General features: G+C 71.4%; 22 protein-coding genes and 1 pseudogene. 10 read left to right on the top strand and 13 right to left on the bottom strand.

The window, feature by feature from the left end; translation table 11 throughout:
• Window positions 1-243: 243 nt before the first annotated feature.
• On the top strand, window positions 244-933 hold the full coding sequence (locus tag ACFVXJ_RS24810) for a FadR/GntR family transcriptional regulator (protein WP_389664812.1): 690 nt from the start codon (window positions 244-246) through the stop codon (window positions 931-933).
• 281 nt (window positions 934-1,214) lie between these two features.
• Here the strand turns inward: ACFVXJ_RS24810 and ACFVXJ_RS24805 are convergent, their stop codons facing one another.
• The 7 genes from ACFVXJ_RS24805 to ACFVXJ_RS24775 form a co-directional block, all read right to left on the bottom strand.
• Entirely contained in the window at window positions 1,215-1,442 is a 228-nt protein-coding gene (locus tag ACFVXJ_RS24805; protein WP_389664811.1) for a response regulator transcription factor, read from the bottom strand.
• Between the two features lie 388 nt (window positions 1,443-1,830).
• Window positions 1,831-2,994, bottom strand: coding sequence for a GNAT family N-acetyltransferase (locus tag ACFVXJ_RS24800; protein WP_389664809.1), 1,164 nt, complete (start codon window positions 2,992-2,994; stop codon window positions 1,831-1,833).
• Window positions 2,994-4,292: an ATP-grasp domain-containing protein gene (locus ACFVXJ_RS24795; RefSeq protein WP_389664808.1), complete on the bottom strand. Its 1,299-nt coding sequence runs from the start codon at window positions 4,290-4,292 to the stop codon at window positions 2,994-2,996. Before ACFVXJ_RS24795 ends, ACFVXJ_RS24800 begins: the two co-directional genes overlap by 1 nt.
• On the bottom strand, window positions 4,289-5,614 hold the full coding sequence (locus tag ACFVXJ_RS24790) for an MFS transporter (protein ID WP_389664806.1): 1,326 nt from the start codon (window positions 5,612-5,614) through the stop codon (window positions 4,289-4,291). Before ACFVXJ_RS24790 ends, ACFVXJ_RS24795 begins: the two co-directional genes overlap by 4 nt.
• A complete protein-coding gene (locus tag ACFVXJ_RS24785) occupies window positions 5,614-7,026 on the bottom strand; it encodes a diaminopimelate decarboxylase family protein (RefSeq protein WP_389664805.1) in 1,413 nt (470 codons plus the stop codon). The genes ACFVXJ_RS24790 and ACFVXJ_RS24785 overlap by 1 nt, the downstream gene beginning before the upstream one ends.
• Complete coding sequence (locus ACFVXJ_RS24780) at window positions 7,023-7,856, bottom strand: class I SAM-dependent methyltransferase (protein WP_389664803.1); 834 nt, start codon at window positions 7,854-7,856, stop codon at window positions 7,023-7,025. The genes ACFVXJ_RS24785 and ACFVXJ_RS24780 overlap by 4 nt, the downstream gene beginning before the upstream one ends.
• A 5-nt stretch (window positions 7,857-7,861) precedes the next feature.
• Entirely contained in the window at window positions 7,862-8,548 is a 687-nt protein-coding gene (locus ACFVXJ_RS24775) for a 2OG-Fe dioxygenase family protein (protein ID WP_389664801.1), read from the bottom strand.
• Between the two features lie 333 nt (window positions 8,549-8,881).
• Between ACFVXJ_RS24775 and ACFVXJ_RS24770 the strand changes: the two genes are divergently transcribed.
• The 3 genes from ACFVXJ_RS24770 (at window position 8,882) to ACFVXJ_RS24760 (ending at window position 11,035) form a co-directional block, all read left to right on the top strand.
• On the top strand, window positions 8,882-9,076 hold the full coding sequence (locus tag ACFVXJ_RS24770; RefSeq protein WP_389664800.1) for a hypothetical protein: 195 nt from the start codon (window positions 8,882-8,884) through the stop codon (window positions 9,074-9,076).
• A 296-nt stretch (window positions 9,077-9,372) separates the two neighbouring features.
• Window positions 9,373-9,906, top strand: coding sequence for a hypothetical protein (locus ACFVXJ_RS24765; RefSeq protein WP_389664798.1), 534 nt, complete (start codon window positions 9,373-9,375; stop codon window positions 9,904-9,906).
• 472 nt (window positions 9,907-10,378) lie between these two features.
• Complete coding sequence (locus ACFVXJ_RS24760) at window positions 10,379-11,035, top strand: aminotransferase class I/II-fold pyridoxal phosphate-dependent enzyme (protein ID WP_389664991.1); 657 nt, start codon at window positions 10,379-10,381, stop codon at window positions 11,033-11,035.
• Here ACFVXJ_RS24760 and ACFVXJ_RS24755 read toward each other — a convergent pair.
• On the bottom strand, window positions 10,986-11,540 hold the full coding sequence (locus ACFVXJ_RS24755) for a hypothetical protein (RefSeq protein ID WP_389664796.1): 555 nt from the start codon (window positions 11,538-11,540) through the stop codon (window positions 10,986-10,988). The genes ACFVXJ_RS24760 and ACFVXJ_RS24755 overlap by 50 nt on opposite strands.
• Window positions 11,541-11,544: 4 nt before the next feature.
• Entirely contained in the window at window positions 11,545-12,558 is a 1,014-nt protein-coding gene (locus ACFVXJ_RS24750; RefSeq protein ID WP_389664794.1) for an MFS transporter, read from the bottom strand.
• Window positions 12,559-12,735: 177 nt separating this feature from the next.
• Between ACFVXJ_RS24750 and ACFVXJ_RS24745 the strand changes: the two genes are divergently transcribed.
• Together ACFVXJ_RS24745 and ACFVXJ_RS24740 are read left to right on the top strand one after the other, a co-directional pair.
• Window positions 12,736-13,041 (top strand): DUF6247 family protein, encoded by a 306-nt coding sequence (locus ACFVXJ_RS24745; protein WP_389664792.1) that lies wholly within the window; start codon window positions 12,736-12,738, stop codon window positions 13,039-13,041.
• The gene (locus ACFVXJ_RS24740; RefSeq protein ID WP_389664790.1) at window positions 13,038-13,298 is read left to right on the top strand and encodes a hypothetical protein; all 261 of its coding nucleotides are present in this window, start codon (window positions 13,038-13,040) and stop codon (window positions 13,296-13,298) included. The genes ACFVXJ_RS24745 and ACFVXJ_RS24740 overlap by 4 nt, the downstream gene beginning before the upstream one ends.
• A gap of 221 nt (window positions 13,299-13,519) precedes the next feature.
• On the opposite strand, the gene ACFVXJ_RS24735 is transcribed toward ACFVXJ_RS24740, so the two are convergent.
• Both ACFVXJ_RS24735 and ACFVXJ_RS24730 read right to left on the bottom strand, forming a co-directional pair.
• The gene (locus tag ACFVXJ_RS24735; protein ID WP_073775444.1) at window positions 13,520-13,912 is read right to left on the bottom strand and encodes a hypothetical protein; all 393 of its coding nucleotides are present in this window, start codon (window positions 13,910-13,912) and stop codon (window positions 13,520-13,522) included.
• Window positions 13,913-14,092: 180 nt separating this feature from the next.
• The gene (locus ACFVXJ_RS24730; RefSeq protein ID WP_389664788.1) at window positions 14,093-14,308 is read right to left on the bottom strand and encodes a hypothetical protein; all 216 of its coding nucleotides are present in this window, start codon (window positions 14,306-14,308) and stop codon (window positions 14,093-14,095) included.
• A 209-nt stretch (window positions 14,309-14,517) separates the two neighbouring features.
• Here ACFVXJ_RS24730 and ACFVXJ_RS24725 point away from each other — a divergent pair.
• A pseudogene (locus tag ACFVXJ_RS24725) lies at window positions 14,518-14,718 on the top strand (transposase); the annotation flags it as partial.
• A 120-nt stretch (window positions 14,719-14,838) separates the two neighbouring features.
• Here ACFVXJ_RS24725 and ACFVXJ_RS24720 read toward each other — a convergent pair.
• A complete protein-coding gene (locus tag ACFVXJ_RS24720) occupies window positions 14,839-15,051 on the bottom strand; it encodes a hypothetical protein (protein ID WP_389664786.1) in 213 nt (70 codons plus the stop codon).
• 591 nt (window positions 15,052-15,642) lie between these two features.
• Here ACFVXJ_RS24720 and ACFVXJ_RS24715 point away from each other — a divergent pair.
• From ACFVXJ_RS24715 to ACFVXJ_RS24705, 3 genes are all read left to right on the top strand, one after another.
• A complete protein-coding gene (locus ACFVXJ_RS24715; RefSeq protein WP_389664784.1) occupies window positions 15,643-16,287 on the top strand; it encodes a DUF5131 family protein in 645 nt (214 codons plus the stop codon).
• A gap of 40 nt (window positions 16,288-16,327) precedes the next feature.
• Window positions 16,328-16,894 (top strand): RNA polymerase sigma factor, encoded by a 567-nt coding sequence (locus ACFVXJ_RS24710; protein WP_389664782.1) that lies wholly within the window; start codon window positions 16,328-16,330, stop codon window positions 16,892-16,894.
• A gap of 119 nt (window positions 16,895-17,013) precedes the next feature.
• A complete protein-coding gene (locus tag ACFVXJ_RS24705; protein WP_389664989.1) occupies window positions 17,014-17,892 on the top strand; it encodes a CU044_5270 family protein in 879 nt (292 codons plus the stop codon).
• A 224-nt stretch (window positions 17,893-18,116) separates the two neighbouring features.
• Here ACFVXJ_RS24705 and ACFVXJ_RS24700 read toward each other — a convergent pair.
• Window positions 18,117-18,320: transposase (locus ACFVXJ_RS24700; RefSeq protein WP_389664781.1), on the bottom strand; the 204-nt coding region annotated here is incomplete at its 5' end.

Below are 18,320 nucleotides of genomic sequence, written 5' to 3'. Positions count from 1 at the left end.
CGGAACGTCGGCGGGAACGGGGCCGGAGGGCGTGCGCAAGGTGGGGAAGACGGTACGTCGAGGAGCAGTCACGGCGGGTGAATTCCTTCGGTCGGCCACAAGTCGACCGGCACGTCCGAGCCCCGCTGCGGGGCGCCGGTCGGCTCAGGCCCCGCAACGGCAGCCGAGGAGAAGACCGCGCAGCGTCATGCCCGCTAAACTAACAACACCTCAGCTCCTCAGACAACCTGATTGGTTCGCGACATGCCCCTCGGCGCCCTCCGCCCCAGCCCGCTCGTGGAACAGGCCACCCAACACCTGCGCGACCAGATCACGGAGGGCCACTGGCCGGTCGGCACCAAACTCCCCGCCGAGACCGCGCTGGCCAAAGCGCTCGGCATCGGCCGCTCCACGGTGCGCGAGGCCCTGCGCGCCCTGTCGGGAGCGGGCCTGGTGCAGGCCCGGCAGGGGGCGGGCGTCTTCGTGATCGCCACCGAACCGGCCGAGGACTGGCCCACCCGGCTGCGCAGGGCGGCCCTGAGCGACCTCTACGAAGTGCGGATGCTCATCGAGGTCGAGGCCGCGCAACTGGCGGCGCGGCGCCGCACCGACGGCGACCTCGCCCTCATCGGCGCCGCTCTGGACCGCCGACGCGCGGCCGCGAGCGGAGACACGACGGGCTTCGTCGACGCCGACATCGCCCTGCACGCCGCCGTCGTCGCAGCGGCCCACAACCCCGTCCTCACGGCCCTGTTCGCCGAGTTCGTACCCGCCCTGCGCCAAGGACTGATCGAGCTCGTCGAGCTGCTGGACCTGCGCGTCGACGACCCGAACCACGGCGACACCGGCCACTCCGCCCTCGTGGACGCCATCACCGCGTCGGACGCCGACGCGGCCGGCGACGTCCTCCGGGACGAACTGAACCAGACCCTCGCCCACCTCCGCACCACCTGACCGGCAGCGTGACGTCCGCTGAACCGAACCGCCCCGGGGAGCCCGCCACCCCCCGGGCACCGCTGCCCGCTCTCGGGCTCCGGCCGCCGGACAGCGCGGCTCGGATCCGTCCGTCTCGTCCGCGACGAAGCGGACGTCGACGCAACCCCCGACTGCCGACGGGGCCCATGACCATGGCGGTGACTCCGGGTGCCGGCGCGTCAGTCCGTCCATGTTGCGTTCCACGGCGGTGCACGCTGCGCGTACGGGGAACCCCTCACCCGGAGAACCGCCGCAGGCGGTCAGAGCCAGCCGCGTTGGGCCGCCTTGAGACCCGCCTCGAACCGGCTGGTGGCGTGCAGGCGTTCCATCAGAGCGGCCATCTGACGTCGCACGGTACGCAGTGAGACACCGAAGCGCTTGCCCGCGACCTCGTCCGTCAGCCCGGACGCTAGCAGCTTGAGCAGTTCCCGCTCGCCGGCGCTGATGCCGTCCCCGCCCGGCTGCTTGGAGTCCGCGCCCAGCGGCACCGCGGTTTCCCAGGTCTGCTCGAAGAGGGTGATCAGCGAGGCGACGATGCCCGGCGCCGTCGGTGAGCATGCGGTGCTCGTGCCGCAGGCGGGCGACGGCGTCGAGTCCCCGCGCGTCCAGCCCGGCCAGGGGCTATGCCTCCTTCAACACGACCAGGTCGCCGGCGTGTCGCGGGCGAGGGCGGAGACGGAGCGGCCGTCCGGGTACTCGGTGCGGACGGTGTCGGTCGCGCCCACTGTGCGCCGGCCGGCCCGCCGGTCTCCGGCCCTGGCGCGCCCGGGCGCGGTGGGAGCAGAACGCGGCCGGGCCTGCCCTAGCGCTCGGTCTGCCGCTCGGTCTGCCGCTCGGTCTGCCGGTCGGCGTGCCGTCCGGGCGCGCCCTCACGCGTCAGGGCCGGCGCTGCTCCCCCTGCCCGGCGCACCGCTCGGCGAGCCGTACCAGCCGCTCGTGCAGCCCGGTACGCCGCGCCTTGACATAGGCGATCTGCCGGCGCGGGGTGCAGCCGCGCGAGAGCTTCGCCCGGTCCGAGCCCGTGGAGTAGTGGATGTGCGAGATCCCCTCGCGCAGCGCGAGCCGCAGCAGCTCGTAGTAGACGAGGCCGAAGTAGAGCGGGATCCTGCCCTGCACGGCGTAGTCGAACCCGGCCTGCCGTGCGTACAGCTCCCCGCGGTGGGTGAAGGTGAGCGCGAACCCCGCGAGCCGCCCTTCGACGTGGGCCGTGGTGACCCGGGCCGCGGAGGCGGTGTTGGCGGCGACGCTGCGCAGTACGGCCTTGAACGCGTCGGCGTCGGCCGGCGTGCCGTACTTGGCGTACAGGGCGAGTTCCAGCGGGGCGAGTTCCTCGATCAGCGGCTCGGTAAGCGGCTGGGTACGGTAGCTGACGCCGGCGTCGTCCAACGCGCGCAGCTCGCGGTTCAGCTTGCCCCGACGGCGGGTGTCGAAGCGGGCCAGGTACGCGTCGAAGCCGTCTTGCTCCGGTACGGCGAGGGAGTACGCGCTCTGGCCGGGCAGCGCGGCGTAGCCGCGTTCGTCCAGGACCGCGCGCAGCGGTGCGTCGTCCTCGTCGACGTACAGGAACGAGACGGCTTCCAGCCCCACCTGCCGGGCTTCCTCTTCCGCGGCTTCCACCAGTGCGGACAGTACCTGGTGCTGCTCGTCCGGTCCGAGGTCGCCGGCCAGGCCCGCCTTGGTGTGCGAGGGGTTGCGCCCGCCGCAGGCCAGGGCGGGCAGCAGCTCGGCGGCCCAGGGGGCGCCCTCTCCGGTGGCCTCGCGGTGGATGGTGTCGACGACGCGGCCGGGGCTGCAGAAGACGAACGGCGTGCCGGGGTGCAGCGGGTAGCCGGGCAGAACGCCCACGGCCCGCCCGTCCCGTGACGCGGTGAAGTAGTACGGCGCCGGGTCGGCCGTCGCCTGGGCGTGCCGGAGCCAAGGGCTCGCGGCGTAGAAGCCCCGCGGCCCGAGGAGGGCGTCCCACCGCTCCGTGGCTGCCTCGTCCAGGGCTCGGCCCACCGCCACGTCGGGCGCCGCGGAACGGGGCGTCGGCGCGGTCATCACGCGTCGCCGGCCGGCACGCCGGAGCCGTCGATCACGGGCGTCAGCTGGCCGAGGGCCGCTTCCGCCCGGCGTACCGCGTCGCCGGTGGTGTCGCCCACCGCGACGACATAGCCCAGCAGGTCGAGGTTGTTCTCGGCGGGCCGTACGGTGTCGCCGGGATGCGCCTCCAGGTCGACGTCGACGACACCGGGGACGCGGCGGGCCAGGTCCGCTCCGCCGATGGAGGTGAGGATGCCGGTGCCGCGCGCGGCCAGGTAGCGGGACGCCGCCGCCCGGCTGCGGGTGGCGGTCAGGTCGGCCTGCTGCGCCGCGTGCAGCCGAACCACCTCGCGCTGGAGGTAGACGCCGGTCGCCTCGCGAATCAGCTGGGTGATCTCGGCTCCGGGCATGCGGCCGTTGACCTCGACGACGAAGGGGCCGTTCGCGGTCATCTTCACCTCCACGTGCGCGGCGCCGAAGTCGTGGCCCACCGCCTCCAGCGCACGGCGGGCGAGGTCGACGCACTCCTCGCGCACGGACGCGGAGAGCATGGAGGGAAAGGTGTCGCCCATCTCCACGAAGTGCGGGTGAGGTCCGAGCGCCTTGTCGGTGACGCCGAGGAAGACGCGCTCACCTTCCGCCAGCACGGACTCGACACTCACTTCGAAGCCGAGCAGATACTCCTCGACCAGGGCTCCGGGACGCCGGGGCTGGCCGCGGAAGTCGGTCGGCTTCGAGCTGATCTCACGGTAGGCGGCCAGGACTTCGTCGGGGGTGCGGCACAAGGTCACGCCGATGCTCGCGGACTCCGTCATCGGCTTGACGACGCACGGGTACCCGAAGCGACCGGCGGCGGCCAGCGCGTCCTCCTCGCCCACCGCCTGGTGGAAGCCGGGGACGGCGACCCCCGCCGCCGCGCAGGCCTCCCGCATCAGCAGCTTGTCCCGGCAGGTCGCGGCCGCCTTCGGGTTCAGCCCGGGCAGACCGAGGCGGGCGGCCGCCTCGGCGACGATCGGGATGTTGTAGTCGGTGACCGTCAGCACGCCGCGCAGCCGGCCGTCCGCGCGGAACGGCTCCAGCGCGGCGACGACCGCGTCGACGGAGTTGGTGTCCGTGCGCACGATCTCGTCGATGTGCCGGGCGAAGACCTCCTCGGCGAGGCTCACGACGCGGTAGCGGTCGGGGTCGTTGCTCACCAGCACGGTGTGGAAGCCGAGTTCACTGGCGGCGCGCAGCGGGGTCAGACCGAAGTTGGACAGCTGGCTCTCGACGACGGCGAGTACGCCGGGTCCGGCGGGGTGGGAGGAGGAGGTCATACGAGCTGTTCTCCGTGTTCGGGGGTGGGGGGCGTGGCGGGACTCGGCGGGTCGGGTACCGCCACAGCCGCGAGGATAGGTCCGCGGGCTGCCAGGCTCACCACCAGGGCGCCCAGCGTGAAGGCGGCGGGCAGCGCCAATGCGGCCGTCGCCCCGAGGTGTTCGGCCACCAGGCCCGCCACGGCGGAACCGGTCGCACCACCGACCGCGATGAAGCTGCCGACACCCGCGAAGGCCTGTGTCGCCTTCTCCTGGGCCGTCATGTCGCCGATGAGCTGGAATTCCTCGGCGCCGGCCGGTGCCATCGGCAGTCCGCTCAGCAGCAGCAGTCCGCCCAGCAGTACGGCCGTCCAGGTCGCGTCCAGCCCGGCGGCGTGAGCGGGGCGGACGAGGGGCAGCAGGGCCAGCGCGAGGGTCAGGACGACCAGCAGCCTCATGTAGCGCCGGTAGGTGGTGCCGCCCCACGCGCGGGCGCCGTACACCAGGCCGCCCAGCACGCTGCCCACGGACTGCACGGCGACGAGGGTGCCCGCGAACTCGGCCGGCGAGCCCTGGTCTCGGAGGGTGGCCGTGACGGCGATGGCGAGCGCGCTGGAGAGCGCGGCCGTCAGCGCGATGGCGGCCAGCACCGATGTGGCCGCGGCCCGTCCGGGTCCCCGGCGGGTGGCTCCCGCGGACCCGGCGTTCGTGGCGCCCGGGATGTCGTCGCCTCCGGTACGACGTCCCGCGCCGGCACGGCGGCGTACGGCGGACGCCTGCCCGTACCCCAGCCCCCCCGCGCCCAGCAGTACCGCGGTCACCAGCAGGGCACTGCCGGCGCCCACGAGGGCGCCGAAGAGGGTGACCGCGGACGGCCCGAGGACGAACAGCAACTCGCTCAGGGTCGCTTCGAAGGAGTAGGCGCGCCGCCGCAGCGTCGGGTCCTCGGTGAGGTGGGGCCACAGGGCCCGCATCGAGGCGCCCACCGGTGCGGTGGTCAGCCCCGCGGCACAGGCCCCGCCGAGGAGAACCGGCACCGGGGCCGCCTCGGCCCACAGCGCGACCGCTGTCAGCAGCAGTGCCGCCAGGGGCGCGGTCACGCGCAGCACCCGGCTCGGGCCGGCCCGGTCCATGAGCCGCCCTACGACGGGGCCGCCGACGGCGGCGCCGAGCGCGTACCCGGCGCCGGCGCTGCCTGCGACGGCGAGGGAATGCCCCGCGTGGACCGTCGTCAGGAGCAGCGACAGCGGCACCATCGTGCCGGCCAGGCGCGCGAGCGCGGCGGGGGCCGCCGCCGCGCTCGCGCCCGGGAGCCGCAAAAGCTCCGCGAAACCCTTGACCATCAGATGGTCCCCGCCGCGGGGGCCGCCGGCGCGGTGGTCGCCCGCGCCATCGGTACGGGTTCCGCGGCCGGTTCGGCGCCGGCATCCGTGGCCGGGTCGGCCGCCGGGTCGGCCAGCAGGAAGACGTCCGTGCCGGTCTCGGCGCGCCAGACCAGCGTCGCCTCCTCGCCGTCGACGGCGACGACGGCCGCCCGGGTGCGGATGAAGTTGTTGCTGCGCCCCAGGGAGTAGGCACCTGTGTCGCGCAGGCACAGCAGGTCACCGGGCCCGGTGTCGTCCGGCAGATCGACCGCGGACGCGTGGATGTCGTTCTCGTAGCACAGGGGCCCGGACACCGACCAGGTGCTGGTGCGGGACGAGTACGTCCGCCCGATCGGCTCCAGCCGGTGGACCTCCCCGGTCCCCGCCCAGGGGGCGACATTGCTGCCGCCGTCCAGGATCAGCCAGCGTGCCTCCGGCAGCTCCTTGCGTGACACCACCCGGGTCACCAGGCTCATGGCGTCGGAGACCAGCCAGCGACCCGGCTCGCAGGCGAGGGCCACGCCGCCCAGGCCCGCGCGCTCCATGAGCCCGTCAATCGCGGGCAGCAGCCGCGCGACGTCCAAGAAGGGCTCCTCGTCCTGCACGGGGATGCCGCCCTGCTGGGCCCAGAGCGCCGACAGCGGACCGGTGCGCGGCCGGCGTATGCCCGGTACGCCGAATCCGCCGCCGATGTTCACCTCGCGCAGCCCGAAGCGGCCGTGCAGTCGCGCCGCCTCGTCCAGGACCCGCCCGATGGCCCGGAGCATCAGCTCCTCGTGGACGATCTGGCTGCTCAGGTGGGCGTGTACCGCGGTGAGCGTCAGATGGGGAGAGTCGGCGACCAGGTCGACGACGCGGGCCAGTTCGGTCGAGCCCGCGGGCCAGCCGAAGCGGTTGCGCAGGGCGGCGGCCGCGGCCTGCGCCCGGTACGAGGGGTCGCGGGAGGTCGAGACGGGGACCCCGGGAGAGATCCGGATGCCCACCTCCACGGGATGCCCGGCGGCGGCCGCCAGCCGCTCCAGGACCGCGATCTCCTGTTCGCCGTCGATGTGGACGCGTACGCCGTGGCGGACCGCGGCGGCGAGCTCCTCCTCGGTCTTGACCGGACCGTTGAACACGATGTCCGCCGGGGCGAACCCGGCGGCCAGCGCGGCGTCCATCTCGTAGCCGGAGACCACGTCCGCGCCCATGCCGCGGCCGGCCAGCCGGCGCAGGATGAACGGCAGGTAGTTCGTCTTCACCGAGTAGTAGACGCGGGTTTCGCGGCCGAGGCCGCCGAGTACGCCGGCCAGCCGGTCCGCGGCCTCGTCGAGGCGGCCGCAGTCGAGGACGTGGAACGGCGTGGCGTGGCGCTCGGCGAGCTTCGCGAGGCGCTCGTGGTCGGCCCTCACGCGGACGCCCCCGTCGCCCCGGCATCCGCGGCGTGCGGGGAGACGCCGGTCACCAGGCGGAAGCCGGTGTCGATGGCTTCACGGTCCAGCAGGTCCGCGTAGCGGCTCTGCCACACGCCCGAGGCCAGGTCCTCTTCCAGTCGGGCGACGCCGCGCGCGACGGCCACCTGGTCCGTCAGCGCGAACGCCGAGCAGGCCCGGCGGGTCGCGGGATCGAGGTACGCGGTGGGCCGGCGCCAGAACGCGGTCATGAAACCGTCCGTGAAGTCGTGCCACACCGGGAGCTCGGTGACCTCGCACGGTCCCAGCAGGGAGGTGAGGCGTTCCATCGAAGGGACGCGGGACCGCTCGGCGTCCGCGATCTCGGGCACGTAGTCGCGGGTGAACCAGAAGTCGCCCTGGACGTCCATGTCGTACGTGACGATGGCGAAACGCCTGGCGACCCGCTGAAGTTCCGCGATGCCCGCTTCCAGGTCCGACCAGTGGTGGACCGTCAGCACGGCCATGACGGCGTCGAAGCTCTGGTCGTCGAAAGGCAAGTGCTCGGCGCCCGCGGCGACGCAGGGAGCCGCGTCCGCCGGCCGCTGGGCTCTCATCTCCCGCGACGGCTCCACGGAGACGAGCCTGACACCGGCCGGCTCGTAAGCCCCGGAACCGGCGCCCACGTTGAGCACCGTACGCGCGTCGCCGAGCGCGCCATGGATCAGCTCGGCCCACCGGGGGTCGGGGCGGCGGACGGAGGAGTAGCCGATGCCGATCCGGTCGTAGACGGCGGCGGTACCGCTGGGGACGGGAACCGCGGAGGGTACGGCGAGGAGCGGGTTCGACATGGCGTTCACGCCTTCGCGCTGGCGAGGACGGCGGCTTCGTACTCCTCGCCGTAGCGGCGTTCGTCCCACGGGTTGACCGCCACCAGCCAGACGTCGCGGTGACCGCCCTCGTCGGTGAGGTGTTCGATGTCGGTGACGTGGTGGAACATCAGGCGATCGTCGAAGGCGATCGCCTGGCCGTCCTGGAGCGTGGTCCGGAAGAAGGGCTCACCGCCGCCGAGGGGCATGAGCTGCGTCTCGCCCCCGGATATGTTGTGGCGGCGCGTCACGGCGACGATCCCGTAGTGGTGGCCGTCGCGGTGCGGGCCCTCCGGCGCTGCCACGCCCTCCACATCGGGGGTGGACACCACGCGGCACTGGTGGATGTTGAGCTGCCAGTCGGTGTCCCGGTCGAGCCCGAGCGCCTCCGCGCCCGCCGCGATCAGCGGTGTCGGGTCGGTGGTGAGCGGCTCCAGGGTGCGCAGCCGGCCGCCGACGAGATCGTTGTACTGGCGCGGCTGCGCGAAGTGGCGGTGCGGCAGCAGTTCGAGCTTCCACGCGCCGTCGTGGACGAGGCGGAACTGCGAGAAGCGTCGGTAGCGCTGGGTCGACCCGGTGTACGGATCCAGTGGCAGCTTTTCGAACTCCCCGAGTACGTAGTCGTCGAGCGGAGGTGTGTCGATGACGGTGAAACCCTGCTCGTTGAGACTCATGCCGAACTCCCCGTTGTGTGCGCCCAGTCCTGCTTCCTGGGCCGGCCGATTGCGTGGCCCATGAAGTGATCTTGGCGATGCTAGGCAGGCGGACTTCGCCGGAACAAGATGGGGATCACGTCAGAACATCGGATGAATTCCCGGGGTGTCGGCCCTGGTCAACCGGTCTTAACGCAGGGATACAGGGTGATCTCGAGCACCGGTCGACCCTTCCTGGGATGGCCGAAAACAGTCGAAGCCATCGTCCTGTCGGTGACCTTCGAGATGCCGTCCCATCGACGGCAGCGCAAGACGGCCGAAGAGACGGTCCGGACAACATGACGAGGCCCCGCCGTGCCCATCTGCGGGCGGTACGGCGGGGGCACGCGCGAAGCGGGTGCGGGGAATGCCGTCGTCCTCCTCGACTTAACCCTGACCGCCGCGCTGAATTACGTGGACGACGCCGCACTGTCCCTGGCAGAGGCGTACCAGAAGGCGACGCAGAGGCTCGGCAAGGAGGTGTTCCACAGCGGCCGGGCCGCGGGCTGACGGGGCCGACCCGGCTCAGCGGACGGATCTCCCCGGTGTCGGCGTCGGCGAAGCCATCCCCCGGCAGGCCCAGCCGTTCACGTCCACCTCGTCGCCGAGCGCCCGGCGCCGAGTGCCGCATGAAGCGCCCCAACAGGCCCGTGTCAAAGGGGAGATGGTGCGCCTGAGGTCTGACTCCACGTCTTCGTTCATGCGCCCCGGGGCGGACTGCCTCCCGCCCCGGGGACGGATGTGAGAGACGGCGGTGCATGGCAGCCTTCGGGGTGTCGAAGCAAACCCGCAACCAGGAGCCGCCCATGTCGACCAGCGCGCTGACCCCCGCTCCGTCGCAGATCGAGACCGCTTCGCCCGTCCCCCTGTGGGCCCGGCGCGCGGCGGCCGCGACCTTATGGGCGTCCTTGCCGTCCGCGCTATGGCGTCTCGCGGTGGTGCTCGGTATCCCGGTGGGGCTCGCCGACAGCGAGTACGACGCGATGCTCATACCCGGATGGGGGTACCTCATCCTGCCGCTGCTGTCCGCGGTGCAGGAGGCGCTGGCCTTCTTGACTCTGGGGCTGGTGCGGCCGTGGGGCGAGGTATGGCCCCGTTGGATTCCGCGCCTGAGGGGCCGCCGTGTCCCCGTGCGCGGTACGGCCGTATCCGCGGCGTTGGGCGCACTCGTCTGCACGGTCTATGGTGTGCTCTTCGTCTGGACGACGGTGCACGCCGAGATGGACATCACGCCGTGGGGAGAGTGGCTGATGAACATGTGCTACGTGCCGCTGGTGGCATGGGGGCCCCTGCTGGGCGCCGTCACCCTTCACTATTACCGGCGCCGCACACGCAGCTGACCGGCACCACGATCTCACTCCCCGTACGCTCCACCCGCATATGAGCGATGCCCCACTCCGACGTCGTGCCGGCCAGGGGACGCTGCCTCAGGTGTGACGGGAGCGCCACTCGGCCGCAGAACTCGGCGGGAGCAAGTCCGCCGGGGCGGGGCGGTCGGCATCGAGCACCTCGGTGGCGATGCGTACAAAGTCCCAGTTGTCGACGGCGGGGTCATCGGGAGAGACGAGCGCGCAGAGGGCGTCCCAGGTCAGCCGCGTACCACCCGAGACACGAGTGGAGCGCTTCGGTGACCTGCACCGCGGGCGTCGGGCCACTGCTGCACGGTCTCAGCCTGCCGGCGGCTGGCGCGCGGGTCGGCGTGGCCACGGACGTCTACCCCGACTACCCGCACTGGGTCGGCCTTGTGGGCGGTATCTGTGTGCCGTACCGGCCCGGCGACACGGTGGCCGTTGTGCTCCTTGAGCGGCCGCGCTGCTCGGCGACCGGTTCAGCGACCTCGGCGAGGTAAGGCAGCTGTGCGAAGCGGCGGCCCGCCAGAGTGCCGTCGTCCTGGTCGACGAGTCGAACGCGAACTACTGTCCCCCCGCGTTCAGCGCCGCCAACCTCGCCCCTGACGTGGACAACCTCATCGTGGCCCGCGGCCTCTCCAAGGCGTACGGGCTCGGCGGGCTGCGCCTCGGCTACTGCGTGACCTCCGCCGCGACGACCGGCCTGGTCCGTCGAGTGGTGCCGCCGCTGCAGCCCTCTTCCCTGTCACTGCGAATCGGCCGACGGGTGCTCGAAGTCGGCGACATCACCGAGGAGTTGCGGTCGCTCATCGCCACGAACAAACGGCGCACCCAGGACCTGTTGACCGCTGCGGGGCTGGCCTCGGCCCGCCCCGCAGTCGATCACCTGCCTTACATCATGGTGCCGGACCGGCCGCAGGCCGCCATCGAGCATCTGGCGGCCCACGGGGTGCAGGGGAAGCTGCACCCCTTTTGGTCCGCTTGGTCCGGCGAACCGAGTACGGTCGGGCGGGTCAGCGTCCCGCTCGACAGCGGCCGGCTGGTCACACTGGACCGGCAGCTCGGTCGGCTCAGCACAGCAGCTCGGCCGCCTGTCCCGCCGACCCCCAGGACAGCCTGACGGCCGAGCCCGTCGGCATGGGGTAGTCCATCCACAGCTGCCGCTCGCCCCGCATCCCGGCCTCCAGGCGGATACCGGGAGAGGACTCACGGGCGGGATCGGCGGCAGGCACGTCCATCCCCACGCAGTCGACGACCGCGGGCTCCCCGCCGTCCGCGTTCTGCGCGTCGAACCGCTCCAGCTTGCCGCCCGCCTCCCGGAACCGCCGTTCCAGATAGCGTCGGTACGTGGGCACGTGGACGACTTTCGCGTGCACGCCGGTCTCCCCGGGCCGGCCGGCCAGCTGGGTGAGCACGGTCTCGGTGTGGTCCGACCACGCCCGGTAGCCGGTGGGCAGCCCGGCACTGCCCCCTCCCCAGCTCGTCCATTCGTCTCCCGTCAGGGCGGTCCGGTCCGACTCCTGCCCGCGAACCCGTACCCGCAGGCCCGCCTCGGCGAGGCGGATGCCGAGGGTCAGCCTCAGGACGTTCGCTCCTATGATCGAGACGTCGGCGTCGCCCGTCATCTGCTCACTCTCTCGGCTCCGGCGGAGTCCTTGGGCACCTCGGCGTCCGCGGCAGGGCTTGCCGCGCCGCCCTGACCGTCTGGTGAGCGGCCGCGCAGCGCGACGGCACAGAGCAGGAAGGCGAGAGTGCCGGCGCCGCGACGCAGAGCGCGAGCACGAGGGCGGCGGGAGGTCCCTGGAGCGCGACCAGCGCGGTGTAGCAGGCGCCGGAGGCCATCTGGAGGAAGAAGAACAGTCCCGAAGCGGCGCCTACGTGCTCGCCGTCGTACCGCATCATCCCCGCCTGGCAGGTCGCGAACATCGCTCCGACGCCGAGCATGCACACCGCCATCGGCAGGACGACGCTCAGTGTGCTGTGCGGCCAGAGGTGTACTGCGGCCGGCATGAGCAGTGCGGCGGCCGCCGCCACCAAGGAGGCGGTGCGCGCGATGACCTCCAACGATCGTGACGCGCCGATCCGTTTGGCTGCCGAGCTGCCGCCCACGTACCCCAGGATCACCAAGGCGTACAGCAGGCCGAAGTGCGTGGGCGAGGCGCCCAGCTCCACCTGGATGACTTCGCTCGAGTACGCGGTGAAGGTGAAGTACGTGCACCACGCGAGGCTGATGGCGGCGGCGAACACCCTGAAGCCACGGTGGGCGAGCACCCGCCGGTACGCCTGGACAAGTCCCGCCGCACTGAGCCACGGGGGCGCCGGGGCCGGACGGCCCGCGTCGGCCCTTGCGTTCTGGGCCGGAAGAAGCCGTAGGACCCCGAGGGCCACGCAGAGCCCGAGCACGACCATGAAGGCGAACAGGACGCGCCAGGAGGAGTGCTGGACCACCAGGCCGGCAAGGGGAGGTGACGCGGCCGGGGCCACCGCGATCACCGTCGGGAGCATGGTCAGTATCGGCAGCCGCATCCGCTCGGGCAGCTGTCGCTGCACCCACAGCCGGGAGATGACCGTCCCCGTTCCCGCACCAAGGCCTGAAGGATCCGCCCGATCAGGAACACCGGGTGGCTGGGGGCGACCAGACACAGCAAGGACGCTCCGGTGAACAGGGCCAGGCCGCCCAGCTGGACCCGCCGCGGGCCGCTCCGCATGCCGGGCGGTGGCCGGCCACCCGCTGCCGGGGGAGGTCCAATCACGGCCGATGTCCTCCTCGGCCGCCGCTGCTGCGGCTACCGTGGCGGTGAGACCCGCCTGGAGGAGCCCGTGAGCGCCCAGCCCGAGCACACGCCCATCCCGTCGTACGCGCCCGCGCCCGGCGCTCCGGCCGAACTCCTCGCCCGGCTGCGCGCCGACCGGCGCGCAGCGCAGTGGGTGCCAGCCTTCGAGCGGGAGTGGGCGGCAGCGCTGGAGGAGTCCCGCAGGTCGTTTTCCCTTGGCGGGCTGTACGCCGTTGTCCAGGACTGGCAGGGCCGCCTCGCGCACGCCCCGGCGGTCGATGCGTTCGTCGCCTCCGGCTACGACGACAGTGACACCGTCGACATGGCGGAGCTGCGGGGAAGGCGCCGGTGACCGGACAGCCGTACGCGGCCCGCTTCTCCGCGTCGGCCGCCAAGGCCCTCGACACCCTGCCCGAACACGCCGAGGGCACCGTATGGGACGTCCTGGACGCCGCTGCAGCCGACCCGTGGGGCTTCGGCCAGTTCAACGCCGACGACCTCGAGGGCGAGGACGTGCGCTACGCATCCGTCGGCCAGCTCTCCCTCACCTACTGGGTGAACCGGCCGCCGCACCGCCTGACCGTCCTGAACATCGTCTGGCTCGGATAATCACCCGATGACAACGCCCCGCCCCGGCATCGCTAATCGCCAAGGTCGGGGTGTTCTGCGTCGTAGCCACGGCAGTCTCCGCGATAGCCACCCGCCAGGCATCGTGACCGACCACCACGCTCACCTGCTCGCCGCCATCGTCGAGCTCGGCGGTGAGCTGGAGCTCCCAGCTACCCGTAACGGGCGCTTCAGGGGCGCGGTCATCGCAGAAGGCTGCGCGGTCAGCGACGCCGGCCGCCGCCGATGCGGCGGTCGTCGGCCAGTGCGGTCAGCGGGCCGAACTCGCGGGCAAGCTGGTTCCACGTCAGAACCTCGCCACAGCGGGCCGGGAACTCCTTCGGGTTGAACTCGGGCATGGTCCAGGTGCCAGTGCCCCGGTCCCGCAGCCACAGGTCCCCGTCACCGTCGACCACAGTCGGCGGGACCGGTACGGGCTCGGCCTGATCGGTGGGCTCCCAGGTGACCCGGCCCGGGTGGGAAACGCGGCGCAGCTCGGTGGTGGCCAGCCGCGCGGCCAAGTCACGCGTGGACTCTTCGGCGTCCTTGACCGACGCGAGTCGGAATGCGTCGTCAAGTACGGGCAGGGCTGGATTCTTGCTGCGCTTTGAACTCATACGCTGACTACCTCCGGTGGGGGGCGTCACATCCGTTATGGCACCCCGTAGAGGAACACGGTATCCGAGGCGGGAGCCGGGCCGGCTACGACCACTGTCCAGGTGGAGGCGCCGGCACACCGGGCGGTGGGGCTAGTGGTGAGCTGGTCCTGGACGTGGCGCAACCCGTGGTGGTAGCGCTCAGATATGGCGGTCCGGGTCTGAGAAGGTGATGGGGGCGAGCGGACGTCGGGCCGGGGCGGGTGCGGGCTCGGGCTCGGTCTCGCCGGGCGGCTGGCGGAAGTCGGCGCCCTGCTCGAGTGGCATCAGCCGGCGCCCACCCGCCTGGGCGGGTACGGGAGCGTCGGAAGCGGGCTCGGAGAAGGCGGGCAGCGAAAGCGGTCGACGGTCGGTCATGATCCCTAGTCTCCCAGGTCCGGGCCCTGCGGGTAGGGCCAGGCCGCTATCAGCGGTGATAGTGCTCTGGCCTTGGCCAGCAGGGCCAGGCTGGTTGTTTCAGCTCACCAGAACAGAGCGGTTAAGCCACTGCTACCGCCGGTGAACCGGCCCGGACCGCCGAGGCCGGGCGGCACACTGCGCGGGTGACCACGACCCCCGCCTGAACCGGGTTCAGAAATCTCCACGCTCAGACCCCGACGCCAGCGCGTGCGCCCAAACCCTCCCGCCCTGGCCCCGGCCGCCCCCGGTTCAAGAAACAGCCGTTCGGCAACCCGTCACGACGTGGGACGGGTCCTCGCAACCGGCGAGGCGTCACCAGACCCGCCCATCACAAGAAGGGCACCAAGCCCCGCCGACTGGATAAATGACTTCCCAATCAGGATGTCAAGCCGCCGTGGTGACTGGAGGTGCAGCTTGATGGCACGCTCCGTAGATGGACCAGGCTGGTCATGATGTCGGAGAGCCGGTGGTGCGGCTTCCTGTCGGGGTCACTGCGGCCTGTCGAACAGCTGCTGTTCGGCGCGGTCCAGCCAGTCCAGGTACCAGCGGGTGAACGTCACGGGTCGGCCGTCGTCGTCCAGGAGCGGGGCCAGGTCCACCTCGTCGGCCCGGTCGTCGTTCCAGATCCGGCCGCGTTCGGGCCCGCTGACCACCAGCCACTGCCGGGCAGCGCAGCCCAGGTGGCACAGGATCGATCGCACCGGCCGTACGGTGCGGGGCCCACATCACCTCGCCCCACTGCTCGTCCCATCGCTCGTAGGCGGTGTCGAAGTCCTCCTCGCTGGCCTCGAAGTCCTCCTCGGGACGCTGTTCCAGCAGCGCTCCCAGGACTGCCGGGTCCAGCGGGGCAGCGGGGAACGGTTCGGCCAGCCCCAACGCCAGCACACGGTCCCGGACACCGGCCCACAACTGATCACCCATGACGCGCAGCGTAATCGCCCCCAACGACAGGAGAGCAGAGCCCGAAGGCACTAGCTGATCCATCTTCGAGGGCGGCCAGGCGCGGGTTGGTGTCGACGCGGCGGGTGATGTGGTGCAGGGTCCTGCGGGCCGTCACCTGCGGGTTGGGCAGGTCGGCCAGGCCGAACTCGCCCGCCTGCGAGTCGTCCCATGCCCTCGCCGTGACCGGGCCCGGGCTGAGAAGTCCGGCCTTGCCTCGTTACCAATGGCTGAGGCGCCCCGGTGCCTGGACCTCTCGGCGTGACTGGGCACGGCTGCGGATGCGTGTACGGGGCCGGGCCCGTGTGCGCTATGAGGAGTTGGCCTGATTCCGAGGCTGAGGGAGCGGTTGGATGGGGTGGTGTTCCGCTCCTCGTGAGGCGTCGTTGACCGTGTGTGCCGCGCCCGCCGGGATGTGTTCGGCGCGGACGAGAGGAGAGGTCATGAGTGACCGGAGTTCGATCGAGTGGACCGAGGCAACGTGGACCCCGACCACCGGGTGCGACCGCGTGTCCTCGGGGTGCGACAACTGTCTACGCAAGCGCTTGAAGGCCATGGGGTCGGCGAAGTACCAGAATGATGGAGACCCGCGGACCTCAGGTCCGGGGTTCGGGCTGACCGTGCATGCGGATGCCATGAGGGTGCCGTACGGGTGGAAGAACCCGAGGACCGTGTTCGTGAACTCCATGTCGGATCTGTTCCACGCACGGGTGCCGCTGGACTTCGTGCGCCGTGTGTTCGAGGTGATGGCCGACACCCGGCAGCACACCTACCAGGTGCTGACGAAGCGGGCACGCAGGCTGCGGCAGGTCGCGGACCGGCTGGACTGGCCGGCACACGTCTGGATGGGGGTCTGGGTGGAGACCGTCAAGGAGCTCCCCCGTGTAGATGATCTGCGTGAGGTCCCGGCCGCGGTGCGGTTCCGGGCCAGACGGCGGCGCATGACCATGAGCGTCGACCACGACCGCAGACTCACCTCCCTCTCGTGCGTGGTCTAGGTCACATGCAACGGAGTGGGGTCTGCGGACACTAACCAGTGTGGAACATCAACTGTTCGCGGCCATCTATGACGCACACGCCCCGGCCGTGTACGCGCATGCCGTCCGCATGACCGCCGACCGCATGGGGGCCGAGGACGTCGTCTCCCTCACCTTCCTCGAGGCATGGCGGCTGCGCGACACGCTCGACGGGGTCACGAGCCATCGGGCGTGGCTTTTCGGCATCGCCACGAACGTCATACGGAACACCCGCAGGGCAGCGCGTCGTCACCGGGAAGCGATAGGCCGCCTTCCGCCTTCCGATGCTGTTCCCGACCCGGCGGACGCTGTCGTGTCCCGCATCACCGACGCGGCTCAAGCCGCTGCCGCTCTTGCCGTCCTGAACCGGCTGCGACGCGCGGACCGTGAGGTACTCCTTCTGCACGTGTGGTCCGGCCTCAGCCACGAGGAGGTGGCACGGGCGTGTGGGGTACCGGTGGGCACCGTGCGCTCTCGCCTCTCCCGTGCCCGAGCCCGCCTGCGCAAACTCGCGGCTGAATATCTCACGGAGTCGGCAGCCTCCGGACGCGCTCCCGCGTCCCCCATCGCACGGGAGGGAAACCTGTGAACCCCGACAAAGAAACAGGGCTCGATCCGTACGAGGACGTGGAGACCGTCCGGCGCCTGCCCGGCCTCTCGGATGCCGACCTCCCGTTCCACGGACATCTCCGGATCAAGGAGCACCTGATGCGCGAATCAGCAAGGAGCGCCCAACCCTCCCGGCGCCGCCGCCCTATGGCTCTATTCCTCACAACCGGGGCCGCCGTGTGTGCCGTGGCCCTGGCCGTCACCTTGGGTGTGGGCAACTCCGACGATCGCCCGCCCGTCGCTCGGACCGAGCCTGCTGCCGTGCAGCTGCTGGACCGCGTAGCCCTGGCGGCGCAGGCGGCGCCCGCTCCGGCCGTCCGGGACGGCCAGTTCCTCTACACGAAGACGACCGGTCACTCCACGTCCCTGTCCGAAACGAAGGGTGGGGGCATGGAGGCAGGCCGAACGGACGAGTCGGCCGAGCGCTGGGTTTCTGTGGACGGCACGGCCGGCACGCTCACACGTACCGCGGGGGGCAGCTCGACGGACCCGGCACCCGGGAAGGAGAAAGCCAACCTCAACGGCCCGACCTATCGCTTCCTCGAATCCCTCCCGACCGACCCCGACCGCCTACTGGAAACGATCTACGCGGACGCGCGCCTCAACCACGGCCGGGACTCGGGATCCACCACCGGCCCCGACCAGGAAGCCTTCGTCACGATCGGAGACCTGTTGCGGACGGTGGAGGCTCCGCCTGGAGTGAGCGCCGCCCTCTACCGCGCCGCCTCCCGCATCCCGGGCGTCATTCTGGTGCCCGAGGCAACGGATGCCGCAGGCCGGACGGGTGTCGCGGTCGCCCGCGTCCACAACGGCGAGCGCACCGAGTGGATCTTCGACAAGGACAGCCTGCGCCTGCTGGGCGAACGGACCGTGCTCCTCAAGGACAGTGCGTGGGGGAAAGCCGGAACGCCAGTGACGTCCGTGGCCATCGTCGGCCGGGGAATCGTGGACACCGCCGGGCAAACCCCGAACCCGTAGCGGCGTTCAGGCCAAAAACTCCGATTCTGACCGACTCACCCACAGAAATTTCAATCCAGTGATCTCGGTCACCCGAACTCCGTGGACTCCTGGTTACTCTTTCGGCTGCCTGCCGCTGGGTCGATCCCAGCTGCTTGCTCATGTCTGAAGTGTGAGCCCGCCATCAGGCGGCTCAAAGGGGGAGGGGTTTCATGCTCTACATGCGTATCGGCTTACTGATCGTTTCAGAATGAGGTTCGGAGTCGGCGTAAGCAGATGATGCTGCAGGCGAGTTGGAGGAAACCGAGGTGTAGGTCGGCTCGTATCTCGTAGCGGGTGCGGAGTCGTTTGAAGTGGTGGAGCCAAGCGAAGGTTCGCTCGACGACCCAGCGGGTCTTGCCCAGGCCGGAGCCGTGAAGTGTGCCGCGTCGCGCGATCTTGGGCGTGAT

Source organism: Streptomyces sp. NPDC058279 (assembly GCF_042881255.1).
GTDB lineage: Bacteria > Actinomycetota > Actinomycetes > Streptomycetales > Streptomycetaceae > Streptomyces.
This window is presented reverse-complemented; position numbering and strand designations above follow the sequence as displayed.

Bases quoted from the DNA above. Each gene is read 5' to 3' on its own strand.
- ACFVXJ_RS24810 (WP_389664812.1), top strand. From the start codon at position 244: ATGCCCCTCGGCGCCCTCCGCCCCAGCCCGCTCGTGGAACAGGCCACC.
- ACFVXJ_RS24800 (WP_389664809.1), bottom strand. From the start codon at position 2,994: ATGACCGCGCCGACGCCCCGTTCCGCGGCGCCCGACGTGGCGGTGGGC.
- ACFVXJ_RS24795 (WP_389664808.1), bottom strand. From the start codon at position 4,292: ATGACCTCCTCCTCCCACCCCGCCGGACCCGGCGTACTCGCCGTCGTC.
- ACFVXJ_RS24790 (WP_389664806.1), bottom strand. From the start codon at position 5,614: ATGGTCAAGGGTTTCGCGGAGCTTTTGCGGCTCCCGGGCGCGAGCGCG.
- ACFVXJ_RS24780 (WP_389664803.1), bottom strand. From the start codon at position 7,856: ATGTCGAACCCGCTCCTCGCCGTACCCTCCGCGGTTCCCGTCCCCAGC.
- ACFVXJ_RS24775 (WP_389664801.1), bottom strand. From the start codon at position 8,548: ATGAGTCTCAACGAGCAGGGTTTCACCGTCATCGACACACCTCCGCTC.
- ACFVXJ_RS24765 (WP_389664798.1), top strand. From the start codon at position 9,373: ATGTCGACCAGCGCGCTGACCCCCGCTCCGTCGCAGATCGAGACCGCT.
- ACFVXJ_RS24755 (WP_389664796.1), bottom strand. From the start codon at position 11,540: ATGACGGGCGACGCCGACGTCTCGATCATAGGAGCGAACGTCCTGAGG.
- ACFVXJ_RS24735 (WP_073775444.1), bottom strand. From the start codon at position 13,912: ATGAGTTCAAAGCGCAGCAAGAATCCAGCCCTGCCCGTACTTGACGAC.
- ACFVXJ_RS24730 (WP_389664788.1), bottom strand. From the start codon at position 14,308: ATGACCGACCGTCGACCGCTTTCGCTGCCCGCCTTCTCCGAGCCCGCT.
- ACFVXJ_RS24715 (WP_389664784.1), top strand. From the start codon at position 15,643: ATGGGGTGGTGTTCCGCTCCTCGTGAGGCGTCGTTGACCGTGTGTGCC.
- ACFVXJ_RS24705 (WP_389664989.1), top strand. From the start codon at position 17,014: ATGCGCGAATCAGCAAGGAGCGCCCAACCCTCCCGGCGCCGCCGCCCT.